The sequence below is a fragment of the Pedobacter glucosidilyticus DSM 23534 genome (assembly GCF_000425145.1).
Lineage (GTDB): Bacteria > Bacteroidota > Bacteroidia > Sphingobacteriales > Sphingobacteriaceae > Pseudopedobacter > Pseudopedobacter glucosidilyticus.
Genome location: NZ_AULF01000016.1, coordinates 17,763 through 35,146 on the forward strand (window position 1 = coordinate 17,763; position 17,384 = coordinate 35,146).

Genomic DNA, 17,384 nt, shown 5'->3' on the forward strand with positions numbered 1-17,384 from the left:
AAGTTATTTTAAAAGATAAATTTTGCCAATTTTATTTTTGAAAAACTTATCCCCTTTTGTATTTCGGTGTTTTAAATCGCCATCATTATCTTCAATTATTACTTTATAGAAGTACACTCCATTAGCAAGTCGGTCACCAAACATATCTGTACCATCCCAAGTAAAATCAGAAATATTATTACCAATTTTTATTGTACCCAACTCTTCTTTTTTAATCTCTCTGATTACTTTTCCTGAAATTGTTAAAATTTGGATTTTCATTTTGTCTGGTACTTTTTCTCCTGTTAAAGTAAACACGAACTTCATAGCTGTAGTTACAGGATTTGGATAAGGATAGAAATTTGATATACTTGATTCATTAATAACCTCGAATGATATTTCATAATCATTAGGGTTGGAGTTGTTGGAAGCATCTTTACTATTTACCTTCATTGTATATTTTCCATCTCTTAGGCGAGTTGGTTTATATTCAAGGGTTAGTTTATTCTCTTCTTCATTACTTGTAGGTATTAAATTGATTTGTCCTGAAGAATAATTAACTCTTTGAAAATTAGTTTCTTCATCTTTTCTTATGAATATATTTAAATAAGAACTATCATTTATCATAAGGAATTTATTCTCATCACGTAGGGTAATATTAATTGTTGGTTCTGGAGAAATAATCTCTCCATTAACAATAGTTTTACCGTCAAAAACAACATTAATAATTGGGTCTTTTATATCTTCTTGTATATTATAATTTAGCCCAATAGAATTATTAAATTCCAATAAATCGCCAGTTTGTTCTTGTTTAATATTCAATCGGATATTATTAAGGCCCTTGAAATTTAGAGTTCCTTCTTTTATTTTGATTGATGTAGCTTTATAAGCCTCTAAACCTGCTATAGGTGTTAGTGTTTTTGTTACTAATGTATTATCACTTTTTCTTATGGTATATGAAAGATTTAAGTTGCCAGAATTATATTTAGATAAATTAGTTATGCCTATATCCCATTGTATAGAATCTCCTTCTTGTATGTTTTCTTTATAAAATATGTTTTTTATTTCTGGATTAAAGCTGATTTCTGCCAAAGGCTCGTAGTTGAATTTAAAAAAATTAATCTTTGGAACTGTTCTTAATTGAGAATTTTTTATAAAGGCTTTAATTTTAATATATGGATAAGTTAGTGGATTAATGGATGATAAGTCGATTGAGTTGTTTGTAAGATTATTAAATATTATATCTTCACTATTATTAGTACTATTAATGCCAATAATAGTATATTTAATTTCATCTTGTGGTCTCTCTAAAAAACTAATATCAGCTTTTATCCATTTTTTAGAAGGCCCTATCTTTTCAGTTGTTATAGAGCCGTTATCAAATCTATAGTTTAAATCAACAAAGTTTCTAATTAATTGCGATCTTGGAGGTATTGTTGCTGAATAATCTGCTGTAACCTCAATTGCACTTCCCGGAGAAGCGCCTTTTCTCCCCCAGAACATGTAAGGTTCACCTCTATTAATTTGATTAAACTTATTTAAACCTAGGTTTGTTAATTCTTGTTTAACGGAGTTGGGTAATTCATTAAATGCAGCATTAAAACCATTATACCCTATTACATGATAACCTGTAGGAATTTGTTGTAAGTATCTTAAAAGTGAATCTGTTTGGATGACGTTATTGGTATCCCAATAATATTGGCCTGTATAACCGATTATAGGTCCAGAATCATTAATGAAGTTAAACGGGCTTGGATAGCTAAATCTGTTTCCATAAATTATAGGGTTATAACTGACAATAGTAATTCCCGGTGATTCCGGGTTATTATATCCTAAACCTAAACCTTGATATCTAAATCTTCTCTCATCAGCCATAGATGCGTCATCTCCTCGGGTTTGTATAGATGTAGAAAAAATATCAGGCACAAAATTTAAAGATCCATTATTTTCTCTTATAATGTTAATTAAAGCTATTTGACTAAGCTGGCCTTTATGTGATTGCATAAATCCTTCTTCTTTATTAACGTAAGTAAAGCTAGCATTTCTCCATTGTTCACTAGGACCACTATTTATTTTTGCTCGCCAATAATAAACTTTATTATTTTCGAGTTTTATGTTAGGTTTCCAAGATGGGAATATTCCGGCCTGAATCTCTCCTGAAGAGATTTTAAAATTACTAGAAAAGTTTTCTACTGTATCTATTTCAAAGATATAGCTAGTTGTTTTTGTGAATAAATTGTCTGGTTGGGCTTTTAAAGTAAGTGTATCTGTATCTACAATTCCATTATTATATGGATATATCAGATTTAACCCATTTCCTGCTAAAAAGAAATCTACTATAGATTGATTATTAATTTTACTTGATTCATCTAATTTGTTGTTAGGGTCTATTAAGATGGAAAGTTTATTATTTCCTGCAGATTGTAGTCCTGTATTGTCTAATTTTAATTTAATAGTGTCAAGGTTATAAATAGGTGGGATTTTGTAAATGGGATAATTTAAAATGCTTCTATCTGGCAATGTTCTGCTTACTTGAATTGGAATACTGTCAATAATAGCTTTTCCTGAATTCTTAATTATTACATTATAATCTATAATTTGACTATTTGCATTTTGACTTGGATTCGTTAAATAAACCGAAGAATTATTGATAGCATAATCAACTTTATCTGGAGAATAGAATTTTAATGATGGATCTCCCAGATAAATAAATTGCCTAACATGAGCTATGTTCAATTTATCAGTGGTTAGCTGGTAATTTTTTAAACCTTCTATTATGCTTTTTCCTGCAGACTCCCCATACATGTTTTTAAACCAATTATTGTAAAAGTTGCTAGATATACCATTTAAATAAGAAGCTACTCCTTCACTAGTAGTGCCTATCCAAGCAACTGCCCCAAAATCTTTTTGTAATACGAATTGCTCACCTAGAGAATTAGCCGAGGTAAAAACATTTCCTGTACTACAGCCATTAACTAAGTAAAATGTTGGCTTGTTTTTATTGTTTAAATTAGCAATATCTCCTAATAAAATCTCAGTAGTAGTAGTACTACCATGACCTAAGAAAGAAATTAATGCAGCCCCATCTCGGGTTTCTTTAACTATCCTATCTGTTAAATTTTCTGTCACAGGTTCTGTTACATTTTTACGAATATTTACAATACTTGCTCCAAAAAAATCCTTTTTTGCTTTTTCGTATAATATGTTTTGGTAATTGATGAAACTCAAATTCTCTGATGAGCTTCTCCCGCCAGATATATGAACAAGTTTTTTTCTCCAAATAGAATCAGGAAGATTGTTATAAATTTTCAATTTGCCTAAATAATTTTCAACCTCTTCATTAGTTTTAGCAGGTACTCTTCCGGTAGCTAAACCGGGTTCAAGATTACTGCCGTTTAAGCCAGAAGTAAGCATGTTGTCTGATGCAGGATAGCCCATTGTTGGTACCAAATCATTACTAAAATTGCCTTTAGAAATTTCCATTCCTTTTCCTAGTAACAATAGATATTCGGGTTTGGTATTCCCTCTGGCTAATGCCCAAGCGCAAAAGTTTTTTAATGCTAATGGATGATGAAAACCATAATAAAACTCATTATATAAGTCATCTGTATAAGCAATAGTGGTTTCAATATTTCTGGTATCGTTATAAGCTTTATAATTGTTAGCTCCTGCGGTAAGTAACTTATTCGAAACCATTAAAAAAGGCTTTACTTCAGTTGGTAAGAAATTTCTAAAAGTTACATTTACAAGGCTCGTTGGTTTTAAATTATCCAAATCAGCTAAAAAATAATTTTTTTGCTGATTGGTGGTGTTAATTATAAAATCAGCATTTGTTGAACTTTTTATTCCTTTAACCATAAAATCGCTTGTTAAATCCCATAAAACAGGACTTAAAAGGGCCGAGTTCCTAAATTTTAAATAACTCAAGGGTTTATTATTGTTTAATGAAAACCTTAAATTTTGAGTGTTGGTAATATTGGTTCCGCGGGCATAAGTAATTTCGGCATAAGAGATAGCCTGAAAATCTGTAAGCGCTCCTAAATCATCAATAGCAGAAAATGTTATCTGATTATTTGTTGTCGTAAGATTTATTGGGAGTGTTTTTCTAACTGTTTTATATCCTCTAAATAAAGTGTCAAATACGATGTTGTTATTTAAAAGAATTCTTAGATGGTGATTAAAGCCACTAGCATTTGTAGAAGACGCATTTGACCTGCCTGCGACATAAAAAGATAATTGTGGTTGAAAGCTACTACTCACAATATCTGCTACATTTATATTTAAGTTGGTGCTTTGTCCTTTTGCAAAAGTATTACTCATAAAGCCTTCTCCTTCAATATATTCAGAAAGGCTCATGGCTGAAAGAATGAACTCGCCCGGATAGTAGCTATCAGAAAAATTAACCCTACTTTTGGATAGGATAAAACTTTCTTCTGTAAGACCGTTATTAGTTTCTGCGAATTCTTTTATACGCAAGCCATCTCTGCTTTCATTATAGGTTAAGAAATAGTAATTATCATTTTCAAAAAGACTAACTTCATCATTAGGTAAATCAGCTGGATTATTGTATAAAACTTTATCAAGAGAAGCATCATTAGCTTTGCCGTAAAAAACTATTTTATCATTGCTGTCAAAGTTATTATCAGTATCTCCTGTTACCAAAATGGCAACTTCTTTTCCCTTATTAAAAAGTTGAAATTTTTTTGGATTGATGTTTTGTGTAACTAAACCAGCCTGAATAACTTGGTTTACATCTATCCCATATAAACCTTCCTCGGATATTTTTATTTTTACGTATTTTTGAGATGGAACAATCCACTCATTACCAAATGGTTGTGCGTACAAGTGGTTACAAAAAAACAAACAACTCAATAATAGAAATACTCTAATAAACTTAAGTTTTAGCATATAATTTTATAAAGAAGATATTAAAATCTCTTTTAGTAACTGATTTGAATTCATACCTTTGAGGCCTAATTCAAATATACGTATCAAATTGGAAAATAATAACCTTACCACCTTAGAAACCGCAAAAGATTTAGGTTTACGTCCTGAAGAGTTCGAAAAAATAAAAGAAATTTTAGGCAGAACACCAAATTTTACAGAATTATCTATATTCTCTGTGATGTGGAGCGAGCACTGTTCCTACAAAAACTCTATCACTTGGTTAAAAACGCTACCTAAAGATGGTCCTAGAATGCTAGCCAAAGCAGGTGAAGAAAATGCAGGAATGGTAGATCTTGGCGATGGTATAGCTTGTGTTTTTAAAATAGAATCTCATAACCACCCTTCAGCTTTAGAGCCTTATCAAGGTGCAGCAACAGGGGTAGGCGGTATTAACCGTGATATTTTTACGATGGGAGCAAGACCTATCGCTCAATTAAATTCATTAAGATTTGGAGATCCAAATCATCCCAAAACACAATGGTTAATTAAAGGCGTTGTAAAGGGAATTGGTGATTACGGAAATGCCTTTGGTATTCCTACCGTAGGTGGTGAAGTGTTTTTTGATGAGTGTTACCATGTTAATCCATTGGTGAATGCCATGTCTGCTGGTATTGTAAAAGTAGGGGAAACAGTTTCAGCAACATCACACGGAGTAGGTAATCCGGTCTATATTGTAGGTTCTGCAACGGGGAAAGACGGTATAAACGGAGCTGCTTTTGCTTCAAAAGATATTACTGAAGATTCTGTAAATGATTTACCAGCAGTGCAAGTGGGAGATCCTTTTCAAGAGAAATTATTATTAGAAGCTTCATTAGAAGTGATAAAAACAGGTGCTGTAGTGGGTATGCAAGATATGGGTGCAGCAGGTATTATCTGTTCAAACTCAGAAATGTCTGCAAAAGGCGAGCATGGTATGCGTATAGATTTAGATAAAGTACCTACACGTCAACAAAATATGCTTCCTTTTGAGATTTTATTATCAGAATCTCAAGAGCGTATGCTTATTGTGGTAGAAAAAGGAAAAGAAGCTTTAGTTGAGGCTGTTTTTGAGAAATGGGATTTAAACTGCGCCATTATAGGTGAAGTAACAGATACCAAAAGACTACAATATTTTATGAATGGTGAGTTAGTTGCTGACGTTCCTGCTGATGATTTAGTTCTAGGTGGGGGTGCTCCAGTTTACCAACGAGAATATAAAGAGCCTGCTTATTATCAAGAATTCCAGAAGTTTAATATCCATGATGTTAAAGAGCCGGAAGATTTAAAAGCTGTAGCTCAACATTTAACCAATCATCCAAATATTGCATCAAAAAGATGGGTTACCAATCAGTATGATTCTATGGTTGGTACAGCTAATATGGTAACCAATAAACCAAGCGATGCTGCGGTAGTTTCTGTAAAAGATACCAATAAAGCTATCGTGTTAACAGTAGATTGTAACTCTAGATATGTAAACGCAGACCCTCAAAAAGGCTGTGCTATAGCTGTAGCAGAGGCGGCAAGAAATATTACATGTGCTGGTGGTGAGCCTGTAGCTATCACCAACTGTCTTAATTTTGGTAATCCTTATGTGCCAGAAGTTTACTGGCAATTTGTTGGAGCTATCAAAGGTATGGGTGAGGCTTGTACAAAATTTGAAACTCCTGTAACCGGAGGAAACGTTTCTTTCTATAATCAATCATCAGATGAAGGACCTGTTTTTCCAACACCAACAATTGGTATGTTAGGTGTGATGGATGACATCAACAACATGATGACTTTAGACTTCAAACAAGAGGGAGATTTAATTTACTTAGTGGGTGAGTCTGTGAATGATATTGCATCATCACAGTATTTAGCATCTTATCATAAAATAGCGGCGTCCCCTGCTCCGTATTTTGATTTGGATAAAGAATATGAAACTCACCAAGTAATCAAACAATTAATCAGCAATAAGCTAATTCAATCTGCTCATGATGTTGCTGATGGCGGTTTATATATTGCCCTGTTGGAAGCTTCTATGCCAAATCAATTAGGTTTCAATATCAACTCTGATTCAGAAATTAGAAAAGATGCTTTCTTATTTGGTGAAGCTCAAGGACGTATTGTGGTAAGTGTTAAACCAGAAGAGCAGGAAGCTTTTGTAGAGTTTATGGCAACTACTGAAACAGAATTTAGCTTATTAGGTCATGTAACCGGAGGCTCATTATTGGTAGATGATGAAAGTTTTGGTTCTGTACAGGACGCTAAATCAACTTATGATAATGTATTGCACAATATCTTAGGAGAATAAATTTATTCTCTTATCAGCATAAATGCTCTTTTAACGTTAAAGTTGAAAGAGCATTTTTTTGTTTACATCAGTTGCTTTTATGGTCTTTTAAAAAGCTAAATTTGTTATATGTCGGTATTTCATTTTAAAGAGTTTGTAGTTAATCAGGAAAATTGTCCTATGAAAATTAATACCGACGGGGTGTTATTAGGGGCATTATGTGACGTTGAAGATGCTATAAGTATTTGTGATATTGGAACAGGGACCGGCGTGATAGCGTTAATGTTGGCGCAAAGAAATCATCAAGCTAAAATAGATGCATTAGATATAGATTATAGAGCTGTTGATACTGCTAGTATTAATTTTCAGAATTCTTTATTTCATGAGCGTTTAGCGGCTCATCATCATAGTTTTATTGAGTTTTTTGAGATGCATCCATCTAATAGATATGATTTAATTATCTCAAATCCGCCTTTCTTTCTTCATGCATTAAAATCTCCTCATCATCAAACTAATTTAGCTAAGCATACAGACGAGACTTTTTTTATAAATTTACTAAGAGTAGCATCAACCCACCTTCATGATAAGGGTAGTTTAGAAATTATTGTACCTGTAGAAATCTCTTTACTTTTGCAGCACTTAGCAAACGATTACTATTTACATCTCGAAAGAAAAATAGTTGTTAAATCTTTTCAGGGTAAAGAAGCTTTTAGGCATATTTTAAAGCTTCAAAAAAATCCTTCATTAGAAGTGCAAACAGAGGTTTTTACAATTTATGAAAAAGAAGGCGAGCATTCTTTGCAATATAGAAGTGCGCTTAAAAATTTCTTTACTATTTTTTAGTATTTATTATGGTTAAAATTGGCTTATTATCAGATACGCACAGTTATTTAGACGATGCTGTTTTTAAATATTTTGATACCTGTGATGAGATATGGCATGCTGGAGATTTTGGTACTTTAGCTCTGGCTGATGAATTAGCTGCTTTTAAACCTCTAAGAGGCGTTTACGGAAATATAGATGATCAAGCAGTAAGAACAGTTTATCCAGAGCATTTGAAATTTACTTGCGAAAAAGTTAATGTCTGGATGACGCATATAGGTGGTTATCCAGATAGGTATAGCCCAGCTGTGAAAAAAGAAATTTACACTAAGCCGCCACAGTTATTTATTTCTGGTCATTCGCATATTTTAAAAGTGATGTTTGATAAGAAAATACAATGCTTGCATATTAACCCAGGTGCTGCGGGTAAAATAGGATGGCATAAGCAGAGAACTTTAATCAGATTTTGTATTTCCGAAGAAAAAATTCATACTTTAGAAGTCGTCGAATTAGGCGTAAGATAATGTAAATTATACACTAAGGTATTTATGAATGGAGTTACAACACTAGGTCAGTTTATTATAGAAAAACAAGCAGATTTTCCTTACGCGAAAGGAGAACTTTCCCGTCTTTTAAGAGACATTGGTATTGCAGCCAAAATTGTTAACAGAGAGATTAATAAAGCTGGGTTAGCAGACATTTTAGGCGAATCAGGCATTGTAAATGTACAAGGCGAAACACAAAAAAAATTAGATGTTTATGCTAATGAACAATTTATTTCTGCTTTAAGCAGTGGGGGAGAGTGTTGTTTGGTAGCTTCAGAAGAAAATGAAGAGATTGTATTATTAAATAAAGAAGTTTCTAAAAATGCTAAATATGTAGTTGCCATAGATCCTTTAGATGGTTCATCTAATATAGATGTTAATGTTGCTGTAGGTACTACGTTTTCTATTTACCGAAGAAAAAGTAACGAAGGCCCTGGTGTTTTGGAGGATATATTGCAAAAAGGAACGGAGCAAGTTGCAGCAGGTTATATCATTTATGGTTCATCAACCATGTTGGTTTATACCACAGGTAAAGGAGTAAACGGTTTTACCTTAGATCCTTCAATTGGTGAGTTTTGTTTATCGCATCCAGAAATGAGAATTCCGGAAACTGGTTCTATTTATAGTATTAACGAGGGTAATTATGTACATTTTCCTGAGGGTGTAAAAAAATACATTAAGTATTGCCAAGTAGAAGATGAAGCTACTTTAAGACCATACACATCAAGATATATTGGTTCTATGGTGGCTGATTTACATCGTAATCTTATTAAAGGAGGAATTTATATTTATCCTTCTACGGCAAGTGCACCTCATGGTAAATTGAGATTGGTTTATGAGTGTAATCCTTTAGCTTTTATTATTGAACAAGCAGGAGGGCGAGCTACCAATGGTTACGAAAGAATTTTAGATATGGAAGTAACGGAGATTCACCAAAGAGCAGCTATTTTTATTGGCTCTACCAAAATGGTTTTAGAGGCTGAAGAAATGATGCGTGAATATTCGCCTTTAGTGATGTCTTAAAATATAAATATCAATAAGACTGTTATAAAATGGTCTTATTGTTTTTGTTTTCTATTTCAAAAACAGTGTCTATTTTCAAATCTTTCCCTTTAGCTGCTAACACAGCTAGTTGGTCGCATCTTTCATTTTCTGGATGCCCAGCATGCCCTTTTACCCAAACAAACTTTACTTGATGCAGTTTATATGCGTTTAAGAATCTTAACCACAAATCTTTATTTTTTTTTCCTTCAAAACCCTTTTTAACCCAACCAAATACCCACTTTTTTTCTACAGCATCTATGACATACTTAGAATCAGAAAAAATAGTTACTTGTTGATTTAAGCTTTTTAAAGCTTCTAGGCCAACGCAAGCAGCTAACAGCTCCATTCTATTATTGGTGGTTAACCTAAATCCTTCTGCAAGTTCTTTATAATGATGACCAGACCGTAAAATTACACCGTACCCACCTGGTCCGGGGTTACCGCTAGAAGCACCATCTGTAAAAATTTCAATCATTTAACGAAGATAAAGAAAAGACTAAATACCTCAAGCAAATAAAATAATACGGCTAACTATCAATAATTTAGTTTTATTATTAAAAAAATGTTTGAACAAAATTTGGCATATATCATAAAAGATTCTACTTTTGCAACACTAAACGGCGGTTGTAGCTCAGTTGGTTAGAGCATCGGTTTGTGGTGCCGAGGGTCGTGGGTTCGAGCCCCATCGACCGCCCTTCTTAAAAAGATTGTCTTGAAAAAAGACAATCTTTTTTTGTTTACAGTGCTCAAGAGAAATCATATAAACAAAAAAAAAGCTCTTACAAATTGCAAGAGCCTTTTCTTAAAATCTTTAAAAGATTTTTGCTTACATAGCAGCAGCAGTATCAACAGCAACTGAATCAGCAGCAACTGTATCAACAGCAGCAGTGTCAACTACAACAGAATCAGTAACAACTGAATCAGTTGCTTCTTCAGCTGGTTTGTTAGAGTTACAAGCAACTACTGATAAAGAGATAGCTAAAGCAAAAAATCCGAATTTTAATAAATTTTTCATGTTAATTTCTTTTTTTAATTTTTGATAATTTAATCGTTAATACTGCAAAGGTAAAAAGGTAACCCGATTTTTAAATATTTTTTTAATAAAAAAAGAAAAATCACGCTAAGTGCTAATAAATCAGGGTTTTTATTGCGAAAATAATTTTTAGAAATACTTTAACTAAATGATTAGGTCTTATTTTGTATTTATATTTTTAAGAATAGCTTGTAGTTTTTCAGCATTATCCTCATCTAAAACTTATAGTGCATTATTGTTTCAGATGTTCTTTATATTTTAATTGGCTAAAAGTTTTTTTTTACCAACTTTGGGTTACAATTTCGTTTAAATCGTATTAACATTGAATAAAAAGATAAATCATTCGAAGCCAACAGATAGTGAAATTATTTTAGGTATTCTGAATAATTCATCTTCCATTTTAAAGCATTTGTATCTGGCATATTTTCCCATGATACTACAACTTGTTATCAATAACAATGGTGATGAGGACGATGCTAAAGATATTTATCAGGAGGCAATTATTGTGTTGCATGGTAAAATTAAAAGTGGAGATTTTGAATTAAGTAGTAAACTAAAAACTTTTATATACTCTGTTTGCAGAAGATTATGGTTAAAGAAGTTAAGTCAGAAAAGTAGATTTAGCGGCGATATTAAAGATTATGAGGATTATATTCCGGTAGAGCAGGAGATAGAACATCATCAAGAAAAGGATAGACAATTTGCGATGATGCATACTGCGCTTAAAGATTTAGGAGAGCCGTGTAAAACTATTATTGAAGATTTTTATATACATAACCGTTCTATGCAAGAAATCTGCGAAAAATTTGGTTATACCAATGCAGATAATGCTAAAACGCAAAAGTATAAGTGTTTACAACGATTGAAAAAATTATTTTTTAATCAAAAAAATGAAAAATGAACAGTGAGTTAGCATTGATTAAAAGAATTGAAGCCTACCTGTATCAGGAAATGTCTGATGAGGAGATGATGCAATTTGAGCAGGAGAGAGCAGAGCAGCCAGATTTGGATAGCAAAGTAATCGCCCATTTGGATTTCTTAAAATCATTAAAAGGTTATGGCGAGGTTCAGGAACTAAAATCATCCATGGATAGTTTCCATAACGAGCTGGATATTGTTTCTTTAAAAGAAGAATTGCAGGAAAAGGAATCAGCATTTGTGTTATACTTCAGGAAATATCAAAGAAACTTTGCTGTGGCTGCATCGGTAGCTATTTTAGCTACTTTGATAACTCTTATATCTACCGGACAGTTTAGAAAATCTGGTAACTCCTCTACCTATAATGCATTAAAGAGAGATATGGAGTCTATCAAAAAATCTCAAAATGCTCTGATTAGAAATATCAACTCTAAATCTCCTAATAAAGAAATAGCACCTAGCCAGTTTGGTGGTACAGGTTTCGCACTATCATCAAATGGTTATTTGGTTACCAACTATCATGTTGTACAGGGGGCAGATTCTGTTTATATCCAAAACAATAAAGGTGAGTCTTTTAAAGTGCAAACTATTTATATAGACCCTTCTTATGATATTGCCATTTTACAAATTGTAGATCCGCTGTTTGAGTCATTATCACCTTTGCCTTATACCTTTAAAAAGTCATCTTCAGATTTAGGTGAAGATGTTTATACTATTGGATATCCTAGAGATGAGGTAGTTTATGGAAAAGGTTATTTAAGTGCGCAAACTGGTTTTGGTGGAGATTCTATTGCTTATCAAGTTTCTATACCGGTTAATCCGGGTAACTCTGGAGGTCCTTTAATGGATAATAGAGGAAACGTAATTGGTGTTATTAGTGGTAAACAAACTCAGGTTGATGGTGCTGCATTCGCCATAAAATCAGATTATTTGTTGAAAGCGATAGAAAATATCCCTCAGGATTCTTTGAAGAAAAAGCTTAAAATAAACTCTAAAAATAGCTTAGCATCATTTAATAGAACACAGCAAATTAAAAAGATGCAAGATTATATTTTTATGGTTAAGGTATATAATTAAGATTAACCTAATCACAAATAAAAAAAGCTTCGAATTTTGTCGAAGCTTTTTTTATTATCAAATTCCTCAAGCTACCTATCAACTTCTCCAAGCACAATATCTATAGAACCAATAATAGCAACTAAATCTGCTATTAAAACACCTTTAGAAATTTCTGATATAACTGATAGGTTATTAAAACTTGGACCTCTTGATTTTACTCTGAAAGGTTTGTCAGATTTGCCATCGGCTATAAAATAGAAACCAATTTCTCCCTTAGGATTTTCTGCTCTGCAATAAAAATCTTGTTGCTTTGGTACTACTTTTTTAGGTACTAAAGCTCTAGGGTCAAAATCTGGTGTACGTTTATGTTCATGCTGTAATTTTATGGCACATTGCTCAATAATTTTTAAAGACTCTGCAATTTCATCTATCCTTACTTTATAGCGATTCCAGCAATCACCTACAGTTCCAATTTCACCTTTAGCGTAAGGAATTTCAAAATCTAATTCTGGGTAAACCGAGTACTCATCCTCACGTCTTAAATCGTATTTTAAGCCAGATCCACGTAGCATAGGACCAGAACATCCATAATTTATGGCCACATCCAAAGGTAAAACACCTACGTTTGCGGTTCTGGAAATAAAGATTTGATTTTCTGTAAGCAGCTCATTCAGCTCCTTCATCTTAGGTTTGAAGTATTTTACAAATTCTACACAACGTTCTTCAAAGCCTACAGGAACATCGTAAAACAAACCGCCAACCCAAATATAATTATATAGCATTCTGGCACCAGAAGTCCACTCTAACATATTCATGATATGCTCACGGTCTCTAAAACACCATAAAAATGGAGTGAAAGCACCAATATCAATACCATAAGTACCTATAGCAATCAGGTGCGATGCAATGCGGTTAAGCTCGCAAACTAGCACCCTGATGTATTCAACTCTTTTCGGGATCTTATCTTCAATACCCAGCATCTTTTCCACACCCATAACAAAAGCATGGTTATTGTTCATAGATGCCATATAATCCATCCTATCTGTAAAAGGAATAATCTGGCTGTAATTAAGCGCCTCAGCATGTTTTTCAAAACATCTGTGTAGATAGCCTAAATGCGGGATTACTTCTTTTACGATTTCTCCATCAGTAATTAATTCTAGACGTAAAACACCATGCGTACTAGGATGCTGTGGTCCTAAATTAAGTACCATTTCTTCTGAAGAAACGCTATTAATTTTATGCTGATACCTTTCTAATGCTTCTGTATATTTCAACTTACAAGTCTATTTTAATGTTATGATATTGCTCTGCTGTTTTATAATCTTTCCTTAAAGGATAGCCTTCCCAATCATCTGGTAATAAAATTCTTCTTAAATCTGGATGACCTTCAAAATAAATCCCTAAAAGATCAAAAGCTTCTCTTTCATGCCAATCTGCTGTTTTCCAAACGCTTGTAACAGATTTAAATACAGGTAAATTTTGCTCGTCTCTATCATTTTGTTGATAGACTTTTAAAACCAGTTGATGCTTTTTAAGGATAGATGATAGGTGATAAACTACGCCAAATTTCTGAGCTTCTACACCATAATCAACACCGCTTAGGTTAGACAAGAAATCAAACCAGGTGTTTTCGTTATCTCTCAGCATTAAACAAACCTCAACAATATGGTCTTTTTTGATAACTAAAGCAGGTTGTAAGCCTTGTGTTTCCTCTGCTTCAATACTATCAGGACCAAATTTTTGTATTAAGAGTTCTTTTATTTCAGTAAATGTCATGGAGCAAGCCTTTCTATAGTCCAAGATTCGTCTTTTTGTCTTTTATAGATAATCCTGTCGTGTAAACGGTTAGATCTTCCTTGCCAAAATTCTATCAAATTAGGGATTAGTCGGTAACCTCCCCAAAAGTCTGGCTTTGGAATAATTTCGTCGTTTTTATACTGTTCTTCTAGTTTTTTTAAGTTCAATTCTAAAAACGCTCTATTAGGGATTACGCTACTTTGTGGAGATGCCCAAGCGCCGAGCTGGCTTCCTTTTGGTCTAGAGTGATAGTAAGATGTTGATTCGTGGATGCTTATCTTTTCTATCACACCTTCAATGCGGATTTGTCTTTCTAAATCTCCCCAAAAAAATACCAGTGCTGCGAAAGGGTTTTCTGCTAATTGCTGCCCTTTATTGCTGCTATAATTGGTAAAAAAAGTGAAGCCATCCTCATCATAATCTTTCAAAAGAACAATTCTTGCTGATGGTATACCTTCTTTAGATGCAGTAGCCAAGGTCATGGCATTAGGCTCTAAAATTTCTGCTTTTAGTGCATCTTTAAACCATTTTTCAAACTGTTTTAAAGGTGTTTTTTCGATATCTTCCTCCAGAAGAAAGGAAGAGCGATAATCTTGTCTTAAATCTTTTAAATTTAATTTTTGCTCACTCATTTTATACAAACTTACGAATTGCAAATTGGGATAAAAATAATTTAAAATAAATGACATGAATCAGTATTTATTACGATTTTTAAAATCTAAATCGATACATCTTCGTTTATATACATATGCTGAGTAAAGTTTTACCTAAAGTTGGAGATTTATTAATATCAGAGCCTTTTATGCTTGATGAAAATTTCAAGCGTTCGGTTGTTTTATTAACCGAGCGAGGTGATGAAGGTGATGTTGGCTACGTACTAAATCATAAAAGTAATTTACTGCTGAAGGATATTGTTGCAGATTGCTGGGATGCTAATTTTTTGGTTCATATTGGTGGGCCTGTAGCTACTGATACCTTAAATTTTATACATTGTTCTCCGGATAAAATCCCAGGAGGGATACCTATAGGAAAGGATTTATTTTGGGGTGGTGATTTTGAAACGCTAAAGCTCCAGATTAATAGTTATAATATTACAGAGGCTGAGATTAAGTTCTTTATGGGTTATTCTGGTTGGGATAAAGGGCAATTGGTGACTGAGATAAATGAAAATAGCTGGATAGTATCTGATCAATACCACCCAGCTATGGTTTTTGAATATTCTGATAAAAATATCTGGAAAGAAGCTATTTTAAATCTAGGCGTTAAATATGCCCATGTAGCTAATTTTCCTGAAAATCCGGAATGGAATTAAAAGGCAGAAGGGTATCCTTCTGATTTTAAGCTCTCTGCCGATTCTTCAATTTTTGCTTTTAAATCGTTTTTAAATTTAGATACCTGTTGTGCTAAATGATCATCAGCGGTAGCTAAAATTTGTGCAGCTAATATCCCAGCATTTTTAGCAGCATTAAGCGCTACTGTAGCTACAGGAATACCATTTGGCATTTGTAAGATAGATAAAACAGAATCCCAGCCATCAATAGAATTGCTTGATTTTACCGGTACACCAATAACCGGAAGTGTAGTGATAGAAGCCACCATGCCTGGTAAATGAGCTGCACCACCAGCACCAGCAATGATAACTTTTAAGCCTCTCTCTGCTGCTTTACTAGCATATTCAAACATTCTTTCTGGGGTACGGTGTGCCGATACCACGGTTAACTCGTAAGCTACACCTAATTCTTTTAAAACATTTGCGGCCTCTTCCATGATAGGAAGATCAGACCGGCTACCCATGATGATACCAACTTTTGGCTTATACATTATGATTTAACTTTTAATTTTTCTTTAACAAATTGTGCTTTTTCTATAGCAGCGTTTCTATCTTGATCTACAATGGTAACATGACCCATTTTACGGAAAGGTTTAGTGAAAACTTTACCATATAAATGCACATAAACACCTTCTTTTTGTAGTACCTCTTTTAAACCTTCATATTCTGCCGGGCCTTCATAGCCAGCTTCACCTAAAAGATTAATCATCACAGCATTTGCGATACTTGCAGTACTACCCAAAGGTAAATTTAAAATGGCTCTTAAATGCTGCTGAAATTGCGAGGTAACGTTTCCTTCTATGGTATGATGACCGCTATTATGCGGACGAGGAGCTAACTCGTTAACTAAAATTTCGCCATTTTTAGTAACAAACATTTCTACTGCTAACAAACCTACAATGTTTAGGCAATCTGCAATATCTCTAGCGATTTTATCTGCTTTTTGTTGTATTTCAAAATTGTAGGTTGATGGACTGATCAGAAACTCAACTAAATTAGCTTCTTTATTAAAATCCATTTCTACCAAAGGAAAAGTTTCTGTTTGGCCATTTTCATTTCTGGCAATAATAACGGCTATTTCCTTTTCAAAATCAATCCATTTCTCAACTATGGAAGGCTGCTCAAAAGCTTTGTTTAAATCAGATTCATCAACAATTTTAACTACGCCTTTACCATCATAACCATCTTTTCTTAGTTTTTGGATATAAGGAAAAGGTATTTTATCAGTTAGTAACTGCTCTTTGTTAGCAATAAGCTGAAACTCTGATGTTGGGATATCATTTTCTTTAAAGAATTGTTTTTGAAGGCCTTTATCTTGTATCAACCTGATGATTCTAGGTTGAGGGAAAACTGTTACACCTTCTTTTTCTAAATCTTCTAAAGCCTCGATATTTACTTTTTCTATCTCTATGGTGAGTAAATCAAGGTTTTTTCCGAAGTTATATACGGTTTCATAGTCGCTAATAGATCCAACTTCAAAATAGTCGCAGATGTTTTTACAAGGTGCATTTGCATCAGGATCAAGAATGCTGATAGAAAGATTAAAATTAATAGCTTCCTGAATGAGCATTCGGCCTAATTGACCACCACCTAAAATACCCAAACGGGTTTGTGTAATATTTGATTTCATTTATATATTCAAAAGCTCTGTGTTAA

15 protein-coding genes and 1 tRNA gene are annotated in these 17,384 nt (G+C 33.3%); 8 read left to right on the forward strand and 8 right to left on the reverse strand.

The genetic code is table 11. From position 1 onward, the window contains the following. Window positions 1-3: 3 nt before the first annotated feature. Window positions 4-4,887, reverse strand: coding sequence for a putative type IX secretion system sortase PorU2 (porU2, locus tag H510_RS0106675; protein WP_081659217.1), 4,884 nt, complete (start codon window positions 4,885-4,887; stop codon window positions 4-6). Window positions 4,888-4,975: 88 nt separating this feature from the next. Here porU2 and purL point away from each other — a divergent pair, with 88 nt between their 5' ends. The 4 genes from purL to fbp all read left to right on the forward strand — a co-directional run bounded on the left by purL (window position 4,976) and on the right by fbp (window position 9,567). Then, window positions 4,976-7,198: a phosphoribosylformylglycinamidine synthase subunit PurL gene (gene purL, locus H510_RS0106680; protein WP_026903615.1), complete on the forward strand. Its 2,223-nt coding sequence runs from the start codon at window positions 4,976-4,978 to the stop codon at window positions 7,196-7,198. 108 nt (window positions 7,199-7,306) lie between these two features. After that, window positions 7,307-8,020 (forward strand): tRNA1(Val) (adenine(37)-N6)-methyltransferase, encoded by a 714-nt coding sequence (locus H510_RS0106685; protein WP_026903616.1) that lies wholly within the window; start codon window positions 7,307-7,309, stop codon window positions 8,018-8,020. 8 nt (window positions 8,021-8,028) lie between these two features. Beyond that, a complete protein-coding gene (locus H510_RS0106690; RefSeq protein ID WP_026903617.1) occupies window positions 8,029-8,523 on the forward strand; it encodes a metallophosphoesterase family protein in 495 nt (164 codons plus the stop codon). 24 nt (window positions 8,524-8,547) lie between these two features. Further along, a complete protein-coding gene (fbp, locus tag H510_RS0106695; protein WP_026903618.1) occupies window positions 8,548-9,567 on the forward strand; it encodes a class 1 fructose-bisphosphatase in 1,020 nt (339 codons plus the stop codon). A gap of 22 nt (window positions 9,568-9,589) precedes the next feature. Here the strand turns inward: fbp and rnhA are convergent, their stop codons facing one another. Continuing rightward, on the reverse strand, window positions 9,590-10,063 hold the full coding sequence (gene rnhA / locus H510_RS0106700; protein ID WP_026903619.1) for a ribonuclease HI: 474 nt from the start codon (window positions 10,061-10,063) through the stop codon (window positions 9,590-9,592). Between the two features lie 145 nt (window positions 10,064-10,208). On the opposite strand from rnhA, the gene H510_RS0106710 reads away from it, so the two are divergent. Then, a tRNA-His gene (locus H510_RS0106710) sits at window positions 10,209-10,282 on the forward strand. Window positions 10,283-10,414: 132 nt separating this feature from the next. On the opposite strand, the gene H510_RS0106715 is transcribed toward H510_RS0106710, so the two are convergent. Then, complete coding sequence (locus H510_RS0106715; RefSeq protein ID WP_026903620.1) at window positions 10,415-10,603, reverse strand: hypothetical protein; 189 nt, start codon at window positions 10,601-10,603, stop codon at window positions 10,415-10,417. Between the two features lie 340 nt (window positions 10,604-10,943). Between H510_RS0106715 and H510_RS0106720 the strand changes: the two genes are divergently transcribed. Together H510_RS0106720 and H510_RS0106725 are read left to right on the forward strand one after the other, a co-directional pair. Next, window positions 10,944-11,522, forward strand: a complete 579-nt coding sequence (locus H510_RS0106720; RefSeq protein ID WP_026903621.1) for an RNA polymerase sigma factor — start codon at window positions 10,944-10,946, stop codon at window positions 11,520-11,522. Further along, entirely contained in the window at window positions 11,519-12,616 is a 1,098-nt protein-coding gene (locus tag H510_RS0106725; RefSeq protein WP_026903622.1) for a S1C family serine protease, read from the forward strand. Before H510_RS0106720 ends, H510_RS0106725 begins: the two co-directional genes overlap by 4 nt. Before the next feature lie 71 nt (window positions 12,617-12,687). On the opposite strand, the gene H510_RS0106730 is transcribed toward H510_RS0106725, so the two are convergent. From H510_RS0106730 to pdxH, 3 genes are all read right to left on the reverse strand, one after another. After that, a complete protein-coding gene (locus H510_RS0106730) occupies window positions 12,688-13,812 on the reverse strand; it encodes an NADH-quinone oxidoreductase subunit D (RefSeq protein WP_245584801.1) in 1,125 nt (374 codons plus the stop codon). Between the two features lie 64 nt (window positions 13,813-13,876). Beyond that, a complete protein-coding gene (locus H510_RS0106735; protein ID WP_026903624.1) occupies window positions 13,877-14,377 on the reverse strand; it encodes an NADH-quinone oxidoreductase subunit C in 501 nt (166 codons plus the stop codon). Then, on the reverse strand, window positions 14,374-15,030 hold the full coding sequence (gene pdxH, locus H510_RS0106740; RefSeq protein ID WP_026903625.1) for a pyridoxamine 5'-phosphate oxidase: 657 nt from the start codon (window positions 15,028-15,030) through the stop codon (window positions 14,374-14,376). Before pdxH ends, H510_RS0106735 begins: the two co-directional genes overlap by 4 nt. A gap of 116 nt (window positions 15,031-15,146) precedes the next feature. On the opposite strand from pdxH, the gene H510_RS0106745 reads away from it, so the two are divergent. Continuing rightward, window positions 15,147-15,710, forward strand: a complete 564-nt coding sequence (locus tag H510_RS0106745; RefSeq protein ID WP_026903626.1) for a YqgE/AlgH family protein — start codon at window positions 15,147-15,149, stop codon at window positions 15,708-15,710. Here the strand turns inward: H510_RS0106745 and purE are convergent. Continuing rightward, on the reverse strand, window positions 15,707-16,219 hold the full coding sequence (gene purE, locus H510_RS0106750; protein ID WP_026903627.1) for a 5-(carboxyamino)imidazole ribonucleotide mutase: 513 nt from the start codon (window positions 16,217-16,219) through the stop codon (window positions 15,707-15,709). The two genes, H510_RS0106745 and purE, sit on opposite strands and share 4 nt — an antisense overlap. Then, window positions 16,219-17,358 carry a 5-(carboxyamino)imidazole ribonucleotide synthase gene (locus H510_RS0106755; RefSeq protein WP_026903628.1) on the reverse strand — a complete coding sequence of 380 codons (1,140 nt, stop codon included), beginning with the start codon at window positions 17,356-17,358 and terminating at the stop codon, window positions 16,219-16,221. Before H510_RS0106755 ends, purE begins: the two co-directional genes overlap by 1 nt. Window positions 17,359-17,384: the final 26 nt, after the last annotated feature.

Bases quoted from the DNA above. Each gene is read 5' to 3' on its own strand.
- porU2 (WP_081659217.1), bottom strand. From the start codon at position 4,887: ATGCTAAAACTTAAGTTTATTAGAGTATTTCTATTATTGAGTTGTTTG.
- H510_RS0106730 (WP_245584801.1), bottom strand. From the start codon at position 13,812: ATGGTACTTAATTTAGGACCACAGCATCCTAGTACGCATGGTGTTTTA.
- H510_RS0106685 (WP_026903616.1), top strand. From the start codon at position 7,307: ATGTCGGTATTTCATTTTAAAGAGTTTGTAGTTAATCAGGAAAATTGT.
- H510_RS0106735 (WP_026903624.1), bottom strand. From the start codon at position 14,377: ATGACATTTACTGAAATAAAAGAACTCTTAATACAAAAATTTGGTCCT.
- rnhA (WP_026903619.1), bottom strand. From the start codon at position 10,063: ATGATTGAAATTTTTACAGATGGTGCTTCTAGCGGTAACCCCGGACCA.
- H510_RS0106755 (WP_026903628.1), bottom strand. From the start codon at position 17,358: ATGAAATCAAATATTACACAAACCCGTTTGGGTATTTTAGGTGGTGGT.
- fbp (WP_026903618.1), top strand. From the start codon at position 8,548: ATGAATGGAGTTACAACACTAGGTCAGTTTATTATAGAAAAACAAGCA.
- pdxH (WP_026903625.1), bottom strand. From the start codon at position 15,030: ATGAGTGAGCAAAAATTAAATTTAAAAGATTTAAGACAAGATTATCGC.
- H510_RS0106715 (WP_026903620.1), bottom strand. From the start codon at position 10,603: ATGAAAAATTTATTAAAATTCGGATTTTTTGCTTTAGCTATCTCTTTA.
- H510_RS0106690 (WP_026903617.1), top strand. From the start codon at position 8,029: ATGGTTAAAATTGGCTTATTATCAGATACGCACAGTTATTTAGACGAT.
- H510_RS0106725 (WP_026903622.1), top strand. From the start codon at position 11,519: ATGAACAGTGAGTTAGCATTGATTAAAAGAATTGAAGCCTACCTGTAT.
- purE (WP_026903627.1), bottom strand. From the start codon at position 16,219: ATGTATAAGCCAAAAGTTGGTATCATCATGGGTAGCCGGTCTGATCTT.
- H510_RS0106745 (WP_026903626.1), top strand. From the start codon at position 15,147: ATGCTGAGTAAAGTTTTACCTAAAGTTGGAGATTTATTAATATCAGAG.